Origin of the sequence: Demequina sp., assembly GCA_024707205.1 — a bacterium.
Classification (GTDB): domain Bacteria; phylum Actinomycetota; class Actinomycetes; order Actinomycetales; family Demequinaceae; genus Demequina.
This window is the reverse complement of the sequence record JANQAD010000001.1, coordinates 503,122-517,859: the sequence shown is the minus strand read 5'-3', so window position 1 is coordinate 517,859 and position 14,738 is coordinate 503,122. Positions and strand designations below refer to the sequence as shown.

The following is a 14,738-nucleotide window of genomic DNA, read 5'->3' as shown; positions in this document are numbered from 1 at the left end:
TGGCTGGACCTGGAAGAATGTCCGTCATGACTCAGCGCGTCTTCTCGGGTATGCAGCCCACCTCGGACTCCCTTCAGCTCGGCAACTACCTTGGCGCGCTGCAGCAGTGGGTGGCGCTCCAGGACGGACGCGAGGCCGTCTACTGCGTGGTTGACCTGCACGCACTCACGGTCGCGCCCGATCCCGCCGTGCTGACCCGCCGCACCCGCCTGACGGCCGCGCAGTTCCTCGCTGCCGGCGTGGACCCGGAGAACTCGCTGCTCTTTGTGCAGTCGCACGTCCACGAGCACGCGGAGCTCACGTGGATCCTGTCCACATTCACGGGGATGGGCGAGGCCGGGCGCATGACCCAGTTCAAGGACAAGTCGGCGCAAGTGGGGGAGTCGGGCGTCAACGTGGGCCTGTTCACCTATCCCGTGCTCATGGCCGCGGACATCCTGCTGTACGACACGAACCTGGTGCCCGTTGGCGAGGACCAGCGCCAGCACCTGGAGCTGTCGCGAGACCTCGCGCAGCGCCTCAACGCGCGCCTGGGCGACGGCACGGCCGTGGTGCCGGAGCCGCACATCGTCAAGGAGACCGCGAAGATCTTCGACCTCCAGGAGCCGACGAAGAAGATGTCGAAGTCGTTCTCTAGCCCGCGCGGGATCATCGAGATCCTCGAGGACCCCAAGGTGCTGGCCAAGAACATCAAGTCCGCGACCACCGACTCGGACACCGTGATCGCGTTCGACCCCGAGAACAAGGCGGGCGTCTCCAACCTGCTCACCATCTACTCGGCGCTCACGGGCCGCGCCATCGCGGACATCGTCGCCGACTACGAAGGCAAGATGTACGGCCACCTCAAGGGCGACCTCGCGGACATCGTGGTCGCGGAGCTGGCACCGGTGCGCGAGCGCACGCTCGACTGGATGGAGGCTCCGGACAAGCTCGACGCGGTGCTCGCGGAGGGGGCGGCCAAGGCGTCCGCCATCGCGCGCAACACGCTCGCGCGCATCTACGACCGGGTGGGGCTGCTGCCGCCACGTCGCGGGTAGCGGGCATGGGGGAACGAAGGCAGAAAGCGACCGCCGCAGCGCGGGGCCGCTTCGTGTACCTCAAGGAGCTCGCGCTTTGGCTCCAGAACCGGCCGGTCGGCGTGGCGGGGACGCGGTACGTGCGCCAGAACGGCAACGTGCTCGCCGGCGGCATCGCGTACTACTCCTTGGCGTCGATAGCTGCTGCCATCGTGCTCGCCGTCACGATCGCGAGCTTCGCGGTGTTCAACAACGAGGCGTTCCGCGACAGCATCATCGACTACGTGGGCCAGGCGATCCCTGGGCTCTTCCCCGAGGGGGACCAGCCGGGTCTCATCGATCCCGAATCTATCCAGGCGCCAACGACGAGCGGGATCGTGGGCATCATCGCCTTCTTCGTGCTGATCTACACTGCCACCCGCTACATGAGGGGTCTGCGCGCCGGTGTGCGCGTCATGCTCGGTGACGCGGCGGGCAAGAAGATCCCTGGCACCCTGCGCGACATCATCGTGCTGTTCGCGCTCGTGCTGCTCGCCGTGGTGGGAACCGCGCTGCAGGTCATCGCGGTGACCCTCGCCCAATTCGTGGCTCGCCTCATCGGGGACGACGTTGTCAGCACGTGGGTGGTGAGCCTCGCCGCGTTCCTGGTTGGCTTCCTCATGGACTGCGTGTTCGTGGCCCTCGTGCTGCTGGTGCTTGGGCGCGCGCAGAGCACGCGGCGCGTGATGCTACCCACGGTGCTCATGGCCGGCTTCGCGTTCGCGCTGCTGCAGGCGGCTTCCGGATTGCTCGTGGCGTCTGCATCGAACAACTCCGTGCTCGCGCCCTTCGCCGCGATTATCGCGCTCATGCTGTTCGTTGACCTCACCGCACGGACGCTCCTCATCGCCGCGGCGTGGATCGGCGCCATCGCCGAGCACGAGGCGCGTCTCGCCGCGGGAGAGGTGCTGCCTCCGCGCCCCACGGCGGCCTCCGTGCGCGAGGTCGAGCCCGGCCCGCAGGACTGACCGGGCCCGCCTTCTCGCACGGTCGCAGGCTCACCCCGTCGTTGCCAGCCAGACGGATGGAAGGCCGGTTGGTCCCTCTGGGCGGCGGCTTCTGGGGCTTAGGAGGGATGGAACGCCGCATGGTCCCTCAGGAGCCGACGCCGGGGCGAGGTCCTGCGCTCCGCCGTGCGGTCGCAGGATGACGGCGGGCCTAGATCTCGCCGGTATTAAGCGCGCGCTTGACCTCGGAGATCGCCTTCGTCACCTCGATGCCGCGCGGGCACGCCTCGGTGCAGTTGAAGGCCGTGCGGCACTTCCACACGCCGGCCTTGTCGTTGAGGATCTCCAGCCGATCCCACTGTCCCTCGTCGCGGGAGTCGAAGATGAACCGGTGCGCGCCAACGATGGCCTGCGGGCCAAAGTACTGGCCGTCGGTCCAGAACACGGGGCATGCGGTGGTGCACGCGGCGCACAGGATGCACTTGGTGGTGTCGTCAAACCGCGCGCGCTGCTCAGGAGACTGCAGCCGCTCGCGCTCGGGAGCGGGCCCGGTGGTGATGAGGAACGGCATGATCTCGCGGTAGGAGGCGAAGAACGGCTCCATGTCCACGATGAGGTCCTTCTCCACGGGCAGACCCGCGATCGGCTCCACGGTGATGGGCCGCGCCGGGTTGAGGTCCTTGAGCAGCGTCTTGCACGCGAGGCGGTTCTTGCCGTTGATGCGCATCGCGTCTGATCCGCACACCCCGTGCGCGCACGAGCGGCGGAACGCCAGCGATCCGTCGCGCTCCCACTTGATCTTGTGCAGCGCGTCGAGCACGCGGTCGGTGGCGTGCATCGTGAGCGTGAACTGCGACCAGTACTCCTCGCCGGGAGCGCTGTCCTCGGTTCCCTCCGGATCCTGCCGGCGGATGCGCAGCGTGACCTCGATCGTGGGCACCGTGCCGGTCTCGACAGGGGAGTCAGCAACCGTCGTCATGCTCAGTACTTCCTCTCCATCGGCTGATACTTGGTCACGACGACCGGCTTGTAGTCCAGCCTCACCCCAGCGTCGGACGCGTACGCCATCGTGTGCACCATGAACTTCTCGTCGTCGCGCGTGGGGAAGTCCTCGCGGTAGTGCCCGCCGCGGCTCTCCTCGCGCGCGAGGGCGCCGGCGACGACGACCTCCGCGAGGTCCAACAGGAACCCGAGCTCCATCGCCTCGAGCAGGTCCGTGTTGAAGCGGCTGCCGCGGTCGTGGATGGCGATGTTCTTGTATCGCTCGCGCAGTTCGGCGACCGCCGCGGTCGCCTCCTCGAGCGACGCGGCGTCGCGGAACACCTGGCAGTTGCGGTCCATGGTCTCCTGGAGGGCCTTGCGCAGCTCGGCGATGCGCTCGGCTCCGGTTGTTCCCACGGTCGCCTTCAGCCGCCCGACGGCCTCCACCAGTGCCGCGTCAGCGCCGCTTGGCATGGGTGCGGCTTCGGCGACGGAGTTCGCGTAGTCCGCGGCGGCGATGCCGGCGCGGCGCCCGAACACGTTGATGTCGAGCAGCGAGTTGGTGCCCAGGCGGTTGGCGCCATGCACGGACACGCACGCGCACTCGCCTGCGGCGTAGAGCCCCTTCACGACGTCGGTGTTGTTGCGCAGCACCTCTCCCTGCACGGTGGTGGGGATGCCGCCCATCGCGTAGTGCGCGGTGGGGTAGACGGGCACGGGCTCCGTGTACGGCTCCACTCCGAGATAGGTGCGCGCGAACTCGGTGATGTCGGGGAGCTTCTCGTCGATGTGCGCGGGCTCGAGGTGAGTGAGGTCCAGCAGCACGTAGTCCTTGTGTGGGCCCGCGCCGCGGCCTTCGCGGACCTCGTTGGCCATCGCTCGCGCCACCATGTCTCGCGGCGCGAGGTCCTTGATGGTGGGCGCGTAGCGCTCCATGAAGCGCTCGCCCTCGGAGTTGCGCAGGATGCCGCCCTCGCCGCGCGCGGCCTCGGACAGCAGGATGCCCAAGCCAGCCAGACCCGTCGGGTGGAACTGGAAGAACTCCATGTCCTCGAGGGGGAGGCCGGCTCGCAGCGCGATCGCCATGCCGTCGCCCGTGAGCGTGTGCGCGTTCGAGGTGGTCTTGAACACCTTGCCGGCGCCGCCGGTCGCGAAGATCACGGCCTTGGCGCGGAACGTGTGGATCTCGCCGGTCGAGAGCTCGAGCGCCACCACGCCGGAAACGCTCACCTCCGCACCGGGGGCCGCCGCCTGCGGGTCTTCGGTGAGGATCAGGTCGAGCACGTAGTACTCGTTGAAGAACTCCACCTCTTGCTTGATGCACTGCTGGTAGAGGGTCTGCAAGATCATGTGGCCCGTGCGGTCGGCCGAATAGCAGGCGCGACGCACGGCCGCCTCGCCGTGCTGGCGAGTGTGGCCGCCGAACCGGCGCTGGTCGATGTGCCCGTCCTCCGTGCGGTTGAACGGAAGGCCCATCTTCTCCAGATCGAGCACCGCGTCCACGGCCTCGGTGCAGAGGATCTCCGCCGCGTCCTGGTCCACGAGGTAGTCGCCGCCCTTGACGGTGTCGAAGACGTGCCACTCGATGTTGTCGTCCTCGACGTTGCCGAGCGCGGCCGCCATGCCTCCCTGAGCCGCTCCGGTGTGCGACCGAGTGGGATACAGCTTGGTGAGACACGCGGTCTTCGCGCGCTGCGACGACTCGAGCGCCGCGCGCATCCCCGCACCGCCGGCGCCAACGATGACGACGTCGAACTCAAATTCGGCCATGGAGAGGTTCCTTACAGGTCGGCGCAGAAGCTGGGAATGAGGGACGGATCCACGCCGGCGGGGCACGGGTCAAAGGTGAAGATCACGAGGGTGCCCAGGATCACGAGCGCGAGCACCGAGAGGCGAAGCGACCAGTGCAGCACCTTGGGCCAGACGCGTCCGTGCGCGTAGTCGTCGACGATCATCCGCATGCCGTTGTACCCGTGGGCGAGCGCGAGGACCAGCAGGGCGAAGTCCCACCACCGCCACAGGGGCGCCGCCCACTTGCCCGCGACGAAGCCGAAGTCGATCTGGCTCACGCCGTCACCGAGCACCAGGTTGAAGATGAGGTGCGTGAAGATCAGCACGATGAGAATCAGCCCGGAGATGCGCTGGAACATCCACGCCCAGCGTTGCACGTTGCCAATGGTGCGTCGCGACGGGATCGGCGTCAGCTCTGGTGCCACGGAGGCCATCACTCACCCCCAAACACGGACATGAGGTGGCGCGGCAGGAACCCGGCCATCAAGACGATGAAGATGCCCCACACGATCCACGACAGCATGCGCTGGTGACGCAGCGCCCACGTCCAGCGGTCAACGAGGATGATGCGCACGCCGTTGAAGGCGTGCAGGATGATCGCGGCTACGAGCCCGGCCTCCACGATCCCGTACAGCGGCGTGTGGTACGAGCCGATCACGTCGTTGTAGTCCACCGGCGAGATGCGCACGAGCGAGGTGTCGAGGATGTGAATGAGCAGGAAGAAGAAGATCGCGACCCCTGTGGTGCGATGCACCACCCACATCCACATGCCCTCGCGGCCACGATAGAGCGTCGGCATCGACGGCACTTTGTCTCCCTACAGGCTCGTTCCCCTCGCTAAGCATCATAATCTGGTCGCCATGACCGAAACGCCGCTCGCAGACTTCGTCGCCGTCGTCCCGGCAGGGGGCATCGGCTCTCGCCTGTGGCCCCTGTCGCGCCCCGATCGCCCCAAGTTCCTGCTTGACCTCCTTGGGACAGGGAGCAGCCTGCTCCAGGACACGCTCGCGCGGCTTGCACCCCTCACCCCGGAGGTGGTGGTGGTCACGGGTGCGTTGCACGCCGACGCCGTGCTCGCCCAGGCGCCAACCCTGGCCCGCGAGAACCTCCTGGCAGAGCCAAGCCCGCGGGACTCGATGGCGGCTATCGCGCTCGCGGCCGCGGTGGTGGAGCAGCGGCACGGCCCGCGCATCATCGGCTCGTTCGCCGCGGACCACGTGATTCGCGACGACGTCGCGTTCCGCGCCGCGGTGCGTACGGCCGTCGGCCCCGCCCGCGAAGGCTTCCTGGTGACCATCGGCATCGAGCCCACCGCCCCGTCCACGGCGTTCGGCTACATCGAGGTGGGCGTGCCCCATTCGCCTGGCGTATCGCGCGTCAACAAGTTCGCCGAGAAGCCGGACGTCCACACCGCGCGCGCCATGGTCGCTCACGGTGGCTACGTGTGGAACGCGGGCATGTTCGTGGTCCGCACCGACGTGCTGCTCAATCATCTCGCGGCCCTGCACCCTGAGCTCGAGGCGGGGATTCGCCGAATTGCGCGTGCCTGGGACACCGCGGAGGGTCCCGAGGTGCTCGCGCGCGAATGGCCGCAGCTCGAGCGCATCTCGATCGATCACGCGATCGCGGAGCCAATCGCCGCCCAGGGCGGAGTCGCGGTGGTGCCGTCCACGTTCGACTGGCACGACATCGGCGACTTCGCCTCCCTGGCCGAGCTCGCCACCCCTGACGCAGACGGCGTGGTGCGCATCGCGGGCGAAGGCGAGGTTCGCGCCGTTGGGTCCGACGGCGTGGTGTCGATAGGTGCTGAGCGCACCCTCGCGGTGGTCGGGTTGAGCGATGTTGTCGTGGTCCAGACGGAGGACGCGATTCTCGTGGTGAGCAAATCGGCGAGCCAACTGGTCAAGGACGCCGGTACCACAGCGTCGGGCACCATTTCGTAGCCGTTTCGCAACATCTCCGGCGAGAACGTGCAACAAAGCCTCGCTAGAGTGGAACTACCCACTGCCCGTTACAACGGGCCCTATCAGTGAGGACATCACTCATGAAGAACACGATTCGCTTCGGCGCCCTCGGGGCAGTCGCGGCGCTCGCGCTCGCGGCGTGCTCCAGTGCGCCCGAGGAGACCACGGCGACGAACAGCCCGGCCCCCACCAGCACGGCCGAGCCCATCGACTACAAGGCCTGCATGGTCTCGGACGCCGGTGGCTTCGACGACAAGTCGTTCAACCAGGCCGGTTACGAGGGGCTGCAGTCCGTGGTCAACGACCTCGGCCTCCAGTCTGCGACGGCGGAGTCCACGGATGAGGCGGACTACGCCACCAACATCAACGCGATGGTGTCCGCGAACTGCGACCTGATCATCACGGTCGGATTCCTGCTCGGCGACGCCACCAAGGCGGCCGCAGAGGCGAACCCGAACACGAACTTCGCGATCATCGACTTCGCGTTCGACCCGCCGATCTCCAACGTCAAGGGCCTCACCTTCGAGACCGACCAGGCCGCGTTCCTCGCGGGCTACGCCGCTGCAGGCTCCACGCAGACCGGCACCGTCGCGACGTTCGGTGGCATGAACATCCCCACCGTCACGATCTTCATGGACGGATTCCTTGCTGGTGTGAACTACTTCAACAGCGAGAACGGCACGTCGGTCAAGGTTCTTGGCTGGGACGGCAAGGACGGCTCGTTCACGGACGACTTCGATGACCAGACCAAGGGCCAGAACCTCGCCCAGGGCTTCATCGACCAGGGCGCGGACATCATCATGCCCGTCGCCGGCCCCGTTGGACTCGGTGCGGCTGCTGCCGCAAAGGCCGCAGGCAACACCTGGATCATCGGTGTTGACTCCGACTGGACGCAGACCACCGACTACTCGGACATCATCCTCACCTCGGTCATGAAGCTCATGGGACCGGCCGTGTACGACGTCGTGAGCGAGGCCGCCACCGGTGCGGGCTTCACCAACGAGAACTACGTTGGCACGCTCGAGAACGGTGGCGTTGGCCTCGGCACCACGGCCTCCGTGGTTCCCGCTGATGTCCTGTCGAAGATCGACGAGCTCAAGGCGGGCATCATCGACGGATCGATTTCCGTCAAGGTCTCCTAGCCAAGCGAGAAGGGTCGCCCTGACCCAAGAATCGAGGGCGCGCGCTGCGTGGACGTGGCGCGCCCCTCGTGCTTGGATGGGAACGTTCAGTTGGCGTAGCAAAGGAGCAGGCGTGAAACTCGAACTCAGGGGGATTACCAAGCGTTTTGGAGATTTCACGGCCAACGACGCGATCGACTTGGTCATCGAGCCAGGAACGGTCCACGCACTGTTGGGTGAGAACGGCGCGGGCAAGTCAACTCTCATGAATGTGCTGTTCGGACTCTACGATCCAGACGGCGGCGAGATCCTGATCGATGACAAGCCCGTCAGCTTCGTGGGACCCGGAGACGCGATGGCAGCCGGCATCGCGATGGTTCACCAGCACTTCATGCTGGTTCACCCCTTCACGGTCGCCGAGAATGTCATGCTCGGCCACGAGCAGGTAAGGGGTCCGTTCCGCCTGCTGGACATCAACGCGGCGCGGGACAAGGTCCGCGAAATCTCCGCGCGCTTCGGGTTCAACGTGGATCCCGACGCGGTGATCGAGGATCTCCCTGTGGGCGTGCAACAGCGCGTGGAGATCATCAAAGCGCTCTCGCAGCGCGCCGAGGTGCTGATTCTCGACGAGCCGACGGCGGTGCTGACCCCGCAGGAGACGGACGAGCTCCTCGAGATCGTCCGCCAGCTGCGCGACTCTGGCACCGCGGTCGTGCTCATCACCCACAAGTTGCGCGAGGTGCAGGCGATCGCCGACACCATCACGGTCATCCGCCGCGGCAAGGTGGTCGGAACGGCCCTGCCAACGGCCTCGCGCGAGGAGCTTGCCTCCAAGATGGTTGGCCGCGCGGTCACGATGACGGTCGACAAGGGCGTGGCGACGCCAGGCGAGGTCGTGCTCGAGGTCGAGGGCATGTCCGTGATCGACGACCTTGGCGTCGTCCAGCTGAACAACGTATCGTTCGACGTGAGGGCGGGGGAGATCCTCGCGATTGCCGGCGTCCAAGGCAATGGCCAGACGGAACTCACCGAGGCGCTGCTCGGCGGGATCACGCCCGTCGCCGGCACGGCCACGCTCGCGGGGAAGACCATCACCGGCCTGAAGATCAAGCAAGTGCTCGAATCCGGGATCGGGTTCGTCCCCGAGGACCGCAACGAGGATGGCCTCGTCTCCGCGTTCACCATCGCGAACAATCTCATCCTCGACGTCTACGACAAGCCTCCGTATTCGAAGGCGGGCGCGCTCAAGCCAGGGGTGATCGACGAGGCCGCGAAGAAGGCCGTTGAGCAGTTCGACATCCGCACCACCTCCGTCTACCTGACCGCAGGCTCACTCTCCGGCGGCAACCAGCAGAAGGTGGTCCTTGCGCGCGAGCTGTCGCGGCCGCTCAAGCTGCTCATCGCATCGAACCCGACCCGCGGTCTGGACGTGGGGTCGATCGAGTTCGTCCATAAGCGCATCATCGAGGAGCGGGATTCTGGCGCGGCAGTTCTCATCGTCAGCGCGGAACTTGACGAGGTCGTAGCGCTCGCCGACCGCATCGCCGTGATGTATCACGGTCAGATCGTTGGCGTGGTGCCCCCGAACACGAGCCGTGACACGCTCGGCCTCATGATGGCCGGCGCCCACACTGAGGAGGATGCGGCGTGACCGTCGACCAAGCCCCGGCGCCGGAGCAGCCGGCCCCGTCAGAGCCCGCGGCCAAGGCCCAGGGCGACTCCCGCTCGCTCCTGCGGGAGATCGCCGAGAGCACCGCCGTGGTGATCATCCTCGCGGTCGTCGCCTCGCTCGTCCTCAGCGGCATCCTGATCCTCTTCGCGGACCCCGAGTTCCGCACGGCGCTCCAGTATTTCTTCTCACGGCCCGCTGACACGTTCCAGGCCGCGGCCGACGCTCTCGGGTCCGCCTACAGCGCCATCTGGCAGGGCGCCGTCTACAACGGCGGCGGGGACACCTTCTCGCAGAAGATCGCGCCGTTCATGCAGACGCTCACGAGCGCCACGCCGCTGATCTTCGCGGGTCTCGGAATCGGCATCGGATTCCGCGCCGGCATGTTCAACATCGGCGCTCAGGGCCAGATCATGATCGGCGCCACCGTCGGCGCCATGGTCGGCTTCATGTGGCACCTGCCCTTCCCGCTGCACCTGATTCTCGCGATCGTCGGCTGTGCCCTCGGTGGCGCAGGCTGGGGCTTCATCCCCGGCTGGCTGAAGGCCAAGACGGGCGCTCACGAGGTCATCTCCACGATCATGCTCAACTACGTGGCGCTGTACCTGTTGAGCTGGCTCCTGACGCTTGAGGCGTTCCAGCGTCCTGGCAGCAACAACCCCCAGTCGCCCGTGCTCGACAAGAGCGCGCAGTACCCCACGCTGTTCGGCAGCCAGTTCCAGCTGCACTGGGGCTTCGTTCTGGCGCTCGTGGCGGCCTTCTTCGCGTGGTGGCTCATGGAGCGGTCCACCCTTGGCTTCCAATTCCGCGCGGTCGGGGCCAACGCCAGTGCGGCCAAGACCGCTGGCATGAAGGTGCCGCTGGTGATCATCCTGGTCATGACCGTCTCCGGTGCGCTGTCTGGACTCGCGGCCTCGGCCCAGATCCTCGGCACTCAGCCCTCGCTGACCATTGGCATCGCGGGCTCCATCGGCTTCGACGCGATCACGGTGGCGCTCCTTGGAGCATCGAGACCCGTTGGCATCGTGCTCGCGGCCACGCTGTTCGGGGGCCTGAAGGCGGCCGGGCCGACGCTTCAGGTGCAGGCGGACCTCCCCATCGACATCGTGCTGGTCATCCAGTCGCTGATCGTGCTGTTCATCGCGGCGCCGCCGCTCGTGAGGTTCCTGTTCCGATTGCCCACCCCCCGCAAGGTCAAGGAGGTTGTGGCATGACCGCCGTGACCACATCGGCCCCGGCCGTGCCCATGCCCGACATCCGCGCGGCCAAGCAATGGGGCCTGCCCATCACGCTCGGCGTGATCGCCGTGCTCTCCTTCGTGTTCTTCGGCTTGGGGGCTCCCAGCGGGGTCTCCACCTCGTTCGCCTTCTCGAGCAAGGCCGACGCCATCCAGATTCCCGTGCTCGAGGTTCCCTCGCAGATCACCGCGATCCTGCTCTCGATCGTCGCGCTCGGGCTCGCCGGCTACTCGTTCTGGTGCGTGCAGACGGCAAGGAAGTTCCCCTGGTGGGCCTCCGTGCTTTACGGCGTCGCGGTCATGTTCGCGCTGCTCGCATGGGCCGGGGCCGGCAAAGAGGGCACCAACGTCGCGGTGACTGGACTGCTCACGGTTGCCGTTGTGCGCGCCGTGCCGCTCGTGTTCGGTGCGCTGTCCGGCCTCGTGTGTGAGCGCTCCGGAATCATCAACATCGCCATCGAGGGTCAGCTGCTCGCCGGAGCCTTCACCGCGGCCGTGGTCGCGTCTGCCGTCCACAACCCTTACGTGGGCCTGATCGCGGCGCCCATCGCGGGCGCGCTTGTAGGCGCCCTGCTGGCGCTGTTCGCGGTCAAGTACTGGGTCAACCAGATCGTGGTCGGTGTGGTCGTCAACGTGCTCGTGGTCGGCATCACCAACTTCCTGTTCGGCACGCTGCTTCGCGAGAACACGGCGCTCAACCAGCCCATGCCGCTCGCGAAGATCAAGATCCCGATCCTCGGCGACATCCCGGTGATCGGACCCACGCTGTTCAACGCGACGCTTCTCGTCTACCTGATGTACGCGACGGTCGCGATCCTCGCGGTCATGCTGTTCCGCTCGCGCTGGGGCCTGCGCGTCCGCGCTGTCGGCGAGCACCCCAAGGCCGCGGACACCGTCGGCATCAAGGTCAACCGCACCCGGGTGCGCAACACCATGCTCGGCAGCGCCATCGCCGGCCTCGGCGGCGCGTTCTTCACCGTGGCGTCGGGCCTCGCGTTCGGCAAGGAGATGACGAGTGGCGCGGGCTATATCGCGCTGGCTGCCATGATCCTCGGCCGGTGGCGTCCCACCGGCGCGCTGTCGGCGGCGCTGCTGTTCGGCTTCGCCTACTCGCTCAAGGATCAACTTGGCATCATCGGATCGAGCATCCCTTCGCAGTTCCTCGCGATGCTCCCGTACCTCGCCACGATCCTCGCGGTTGCGGGCTTCGTCGGGCACGCGAAGCCACCGGCCTCCGAAGGCATCCCGTACAAGAAATGACTGAGATCGACTGGGAGGCGCTGCGCCGCGAGGCGCGGGCCGCTAGCGAGCGTGCGTACGTTCCGTATTCGCACTTCCCCGTGGGCGTGGCCGCGCTCACGGACACGGGAGCCATCGTCACGGGCGCCAACGTCGAGAACGCGAGCTTTGGCCTCACCCTGTGCGCGGAGTGTGCGCTCGTGTCCAAGCTGCACACCGATGCGCTTGGCAAGCGCCTCATCGCGTTCGCGTGCGTCGACGGGCACGGCGCCCCTCTTGCACCGTGCGGGCGGTGCCGCCAGCTGCTCTTCGAGCACGGCGGTCCCGACCTGCTTCTCGATGGGCCCGACGGCCCCGTCACCATGGCATCGATGCTTCCGTGGGCATTTGGTCCGGACAACCTGGAGGAGTCATGAGCGAGCCGTTCGATGCAGTGCAGGTGATCGTCACCAAGCGCGACGGTCACGTGATTCCCGACGCCCAGATCGACTGGATGGTTGACGCCTATACGAGGGGCGTTGTCGCCGACGAGCAGATGAGCTCGCTCACCATGGCCATCCTGCAGCGCGGAATGACGCGCGGTGAGATCGCACGCTGGACCCAGGCGATGATCAACACCGGCGTGCGGCTGGACTTCTCCGGTCTGGGCAAGCCGACCGCGGACAAGCACTCCACGGGCGGCGTCGGCGACAAGATCACGCTGCCGCTCGCCCCGCTCGTCGCCTCCTTCGGCGTTGCCGTGCCGCAGCTCAGCGGGCGCGGGCTCGGCCACACGGGCGGCACGCTCGACAAGCTCGAGTCGCTCACCGGGTGGCGAGCGGACGTCACGAACGAGGAGATGCACGCGCAGCTGCGGGACGTGGGCGCCGTGATCTGCGCGGCCGGAGCTCAGCTGGCGCCCGCGGACAAAAAGCTCTACGCGCTCAGGGACGTGACCGGAACCGTGGAGTCGATCCCCATGATCGCCGCGTCGGTCATGTCCAAGAAGATCGCGGAGGGCACGGGCGTGCTCGTCCTCGACGTCAAGGTGGGCACCGGGGCGTTCATGAAGGACCTTGACCAGGCGCGCGAGCTCGCGCGCACCATGGTCGACCTTGGGACCGACGCCGGGGTCACCACCTCCGCGCTGCTCACCGATATGTCCACGCCCCTTGGCCTCGCGATCGGCAACTCGAACGAGGTCGCGGAGTCCATCGAGGTGCTCGCGGGGGGCGGCCCCGCGGACGTGGTCGAGCTGACCCTCGCCCTTGCCCGTGAGATGCTCGCCGGCGTGGGGCGCACGGACGTAGACCCAGCGGACGCCCTCAAGGACGGCCGCGCGATGGACTCGTGGCGGCGCATGATCGAGGCGCAGGGCGGCGACCCCGACACTCCGCTCCCGCTCTCGCCGATCACGGAGGAGGTCCGCGCAGAGGCCGACGGCTACGTCACCCGCCTCGACGCCCTGGGCCTCGGAATCGCCGCCTGGCGCCTCGGCGCGGGCCGCGAGCGCAAGGAGGACCCGGTGGTCGCCGGTGCAGGGATCATGCTCAAGAAGCAGCTCGGCGACCCGGTCCGCAAGGGCGACGTCATCATGACCTTCCACGCGGAGTCGCCGGAGCGCATGGCGCGGGGCCTCGGAGCCCTCGGCGAGGCCTGCGACGGCGCCGGGGCCGTGGAGGTGAGCGGCACTCCCGTGGAGCGCACGCTCTTCCTTGACTCGGTTGGCACGCGCTCTTGACCCCTGGCTGGAACATCACCGCCGTCGCGGCTCACGTCGCAGACGTGTTCGGCGGCCGACGGCGGTGGACGTCCGCGGCGTCCGTTGCGCGGGCATCGGGCCTGGCACAGCGAGGAGAGAGGCCGGAGGACGACATCTTCGCCCGCGTCTTCTCGCGCCGCCTCGCCACCGCGAACCCCGCCGACCGAAAGGCCTTTGAGACCGCCCTCGCGGAAGTCGGGGTGGATAGGGCTGTCGTGGAGCGGGCCGCGGCCTCATGGGCGCCGGTAGCGGCGGTTGCGGGGCTCGCGGCCAAGTGGGAGTCGCTGCCAGCCCCAGCCCGTGCAATGGTGAGGGCGCCGCTCAAGGCGGGAAGCGTCGGGCCGGTGAAATGGGGCACGACGCACGCGACCCAGGTGGACCAGACAACGTGTGGCGCGGCGAGCATGACCATCATGGCGATGGTCACGGACCCGTTCGTGGCGCTGTGGGTGGCGACCGGGCAGACCATCGGCGACTATATGCCGCCCGAGGTGCTGCGCGTGGAGGTGGACCGACTCCCCGCGCACACCGTCACCGAGCGCTGGAACGCGCTGCAGAGGGCGACGCACAGGGCGACGACCACCGGGGCCGTGGGGCCGCTTCCGTGGCCGCAGGCGCTCGGGACGCCGCCGTGGCGAGTGGACAACGTGGCGCGGTGCGCAGGGCTGCGCCTGCGGGGATTCGTGATCGACGACGGCGTTCCAGGGGACGTAGTGGCGGGCCTCGCGCACGCATCGGCCGCGCTTCGCGACGGAATCCCCGTGCCCGCCTACGTTGGCGGCGACGTCTCGATGGGTCTCGAGGCCGCGGTGCCGCGACACGTGGTGCTCATCGTGGGCCGCGAGGGAGAGACGCTGCGGATCTATGAGCCCGGCTCCGGTGCCGTGCATGCGCTGCCCATCGCGGCGCTGTCGTCGCCGCATGGGAGGCTCCCGGCTCTCGGGAACTGGACGCGGCTCGTGTGGCTCGTGCTGCCGTCGCCCCGCGCGTGAG

General features: G+C 67.7%; 14 protein-coding genes. 10 read left to right on the top strand and 4 right to left on the bottom strand.

Annotation, left to right across the window (positions count from 1 at the left end; genetic code table 11):
- Positions 1-26 precede the first annotated feature (26 nt).
- Together trpS and NVV57_02625 are read left to right on the top strand one after the other, a co-directional pair.
- Positions 27-1,037: a tryptophan--tRNA ligase gene (gene trpS, locus NVV57_02630; GenBank protein ID MCR6711645.1), complete on the top strand. Its 1,011-nt coding sequence runs from the start codon at positions 27-29 to the stop codon at positions 1,035-1,037.
- A 5-nt stretch (positions 1,038-1,042) separates the two neighbouring features.
- Positions 1,043-2,023 carry a YihY/virulence factor BrkB family protein gene (locus NVV57_02625; protein MCR6711644.1) on the top strand — a complete coding sequence of 327 codons (981 nt, stop codon included), beginning with the start codon at positions 1,043-1,045 and terminating at the stop codon, positions 2,021-2,023.
- Positions 2,024-2,213: 190 nt separating this feature from the next.
- Here NVV57_02625 and NVV57_02620 read toward each other — a convergent pair whose 3' ends face one another.
- The 4 genes from NVV57_02620 to sdhC are packed head-to-tail and all read right to left on the bottom strand — an operon-like array spanning position 2,214 to position 5,573.
- Positions 2,214-2,981 (bottom strand): succinate dehydrogenase iron-sulfur subunit, encoded by a 768-nt coding sequence (locus NVV57_02620; protein ID MCR6711643.1) that lies wholly within the window; start codon positions 2,979-2,981, stop codon positions 2,214-2,216.
- 2 nt (positions 2,982-2,983) lie between these two features.
- Entirely contained in the window at positions 2,984-4,753 is a 1,770-nt protein-coding gene (gene sdhA / locus NVV57_02615) for a succinate dehydrogenase flavoprotein subunit (protein ID MCR6711642.1), read from the bottom strand.
- 11 nt (positions 4,754-4,764) lie between these two features.
- Positions 4,765-5,208 (bottom strand): succinate dehydrogenase, encoded by a 444-nt coding sequence (locus NVV57_02610; GenBank protein ID MCR6711641.1) that lies wholly within the window; start codon positions 5,206-5,208, stop codon positions 4,765-4,767.
- Positions 5,208-5,573: a succinate dehydrogenase, cytochrome b556 subunit gene (sdhC, locus tag NVV57_02605; GenBank protein ID MCR6711640.1), complete on the bottom strand. Its 366-nt coding sequence runs from the start codon at positions 5,571-5,573 to the stop codon at positions 5,208-5,210. Before sdhC ends, NVV57_02610 begins: the two co-directional genes overlap by 1 nt.
- Before the next feature lie 61 nt (positions 5,574-5,634).
- Between sdhC and NVV57_02600 the strand changes: the two genes are divergently transcribed.
- The 8 genes from NVV57_02600 (at position 5,635) to NVV57_02565 (ending at position 14,737) form a co-directional block, all read left to right on the top strand.
- Positions 5,635-6,717, top strand: a complete 1,083-nt coding sequence (locus NVV57_02600) for a mannose-1-phosphate guanylyltransferase (protein MCR6711639.1) — start codon at positions 5,635-5,637, stop codon at positions 6,715-6,717.
- Positions 6,718-6,818: 101 nt separating this feature from the next.
- Entirely contained in the window at positions 6,819-7,880 is a 1,062-nt protein-coding gene (locus NVV57_02595) for a BMP family ABC transporter substrate-binding protein (protein ID MCR6711638.1), read from the top strand.
- Positions 7,881-7,992: 112 nt separating this feature from the next.
- Positions 7,993-9,510, top strand: a complete 1,518-nt coding sequence (locus tag NVV57_02590) for an ABC transporter ATP-binding protein (GenBank protein MCR6711637.1) — start codon at positions 7,993-7,995, stop codon at positions 9,508-9,510.
- A complete protein-coding gene (locus NVV57_02585) occupies positions 9,507-10,742 on the top strand; it encodes an ABC transporter permease (GenBank protein ID MCR6711636.1) in 1,236 nt (411 codons plus the stop codon). Before NVV57_02590 ends, NVV57_02585 begins: the two co-directional genes overlap by 4 nt.
- On the top strand, positions 10,739-12,025 hold the full coding sequence (locus NVV57_02580; protein ID MCR6711635.1) for an ABC transporter permease: 1,287 nt from the start codon (positions 10,739-10,741) through the stop codon (positions 12,023-12,025). The genes NVV57_02585 and NVV57_02580 overlap by 4 nt, the downstream gene beginning before the upstream one ends.
- Positions 12,022-12,420 carry a cytidine deaminase gene (locus tag NVV57_02575; protein MCR6711634.1) on the top strand — a complete coding sequence of 133 codons (399 nt, stop codon included), beginning with the start codon at positions 12,022-12,024 and terminating at the stop codon, positions 12,418-12,420. The genes NVV57_02580 and NVV57_02575 overlap by 4 nt, the downstream gene beginning before the upstream one ends.
- Positions 12,417-13,724: a thymidine phosphorylase gene (locus tag NVV57_02570; GenBank protein ID MCR6711633.1), complete on the top strand. Its 1,308-nt coding sequence runs from the start codon at positions 12,417-12,419 to the stop codon at positions 13,722-13,724. The genes NVV57_02575 and NVV57_02570 overlap by 4 nt, the downstream gene beginning before the upstream one ends.
- Positions 13,721-14,737 (top strand): hypothetical protein, encoded by a 1,017-nt coding sequence (locus NVV57_02565; protein MCR6711632.1) that lies wholly within the window; start codon positions 13,721-13,723, stop codon positions 14,735-14,737. The genes NVV57_02570 and NVV57_02565 overlap by 4 nt, the downstream gene beginning before the upstream one ends.
- The last annotated feature ends 1 nt before the right edge of the window (position 14,738 follow it).

Excerpts from the sequence above, each read along its gene's own strand:
- trpS (MCR6711645.1), top strand. The coding sequence starts at position 27 with ATGACTCAGCGCGTCTTCTCGGGTATGCAGCCCACCTCGGACTCCCTT.
- NVV57_02625 (MCR6711644.1), top strand. The coding sequence starts at position 1,043 with ATGGGGGAACGAAGGCAGAAAGCGACCGCCGCAGCGCGGGGCCGCTTC.
- NVV57_02620 (MCR6711643.1), bottom strand. The coding sequence starts at position 2,981 with ATGACGACGGTTGCTGACTCCCCTGTCGAGACCGGCACGGTGCCCACG.
- sdhA (MCR6711642.1), bottom strand. The coding sequence starts at position 4,753 with ATGGCCGAATTTGAGTTCGACGTCGTCATCGTTGGCGCCGGCGGTGCG.
- NVV57_02610 (MCR6711641.1), bottom strand. The coding sequence starts at position 5,208 with ATGGCCTCCGTGGCACCAGAGCTGACGCCGATCCCGTCGCGACGCACC.
- sdhC (MCR6711640.1), bottom strand. The coding sequence starts at position 5,573 with ATGCCGACGCTCTATCGTGGCCGCGAGGGCATGTGGATGTGGGTGGTG.
- NVV57_02600 (MCR6711639.1), top strand. The coding sequence starts at position 5,635 with ATGACCGAAACGCCGCTCGCAGACTTCGTCGCCGTCGTCCCGGCAGGG.
- NVV57_02595 (MCR6711638.1), top strand. The coding sequence starts at position 6,819 with ATGAAGAACACGATTCGCTTCGGCGCCCTCGGGGCAGTCGCGGCGCTC.
- NVV57_02580 (MCR6711635.1), top strand. The coding sequence starts at position 10,739 with ATGACCGCCGTGACCACATCGGCCCCGGCCGTGCCCATGCCCGACATC.
- NVV57_02575 (MCR6711634.1), top strand. The coding sequence starts at position 12,022 with ATGACTGAGATCGACTGGGAGGCGCTGCGCCGCGAGGCGCGGGCCGCT.
- NVV57_02570 (MCR6711633.1), top strand. The coding sequence starts at position 12,417 with ATGAGCGAGCCGTTCGATGCAGTGCAGGTGATCGTCACCAAGCGCGAC.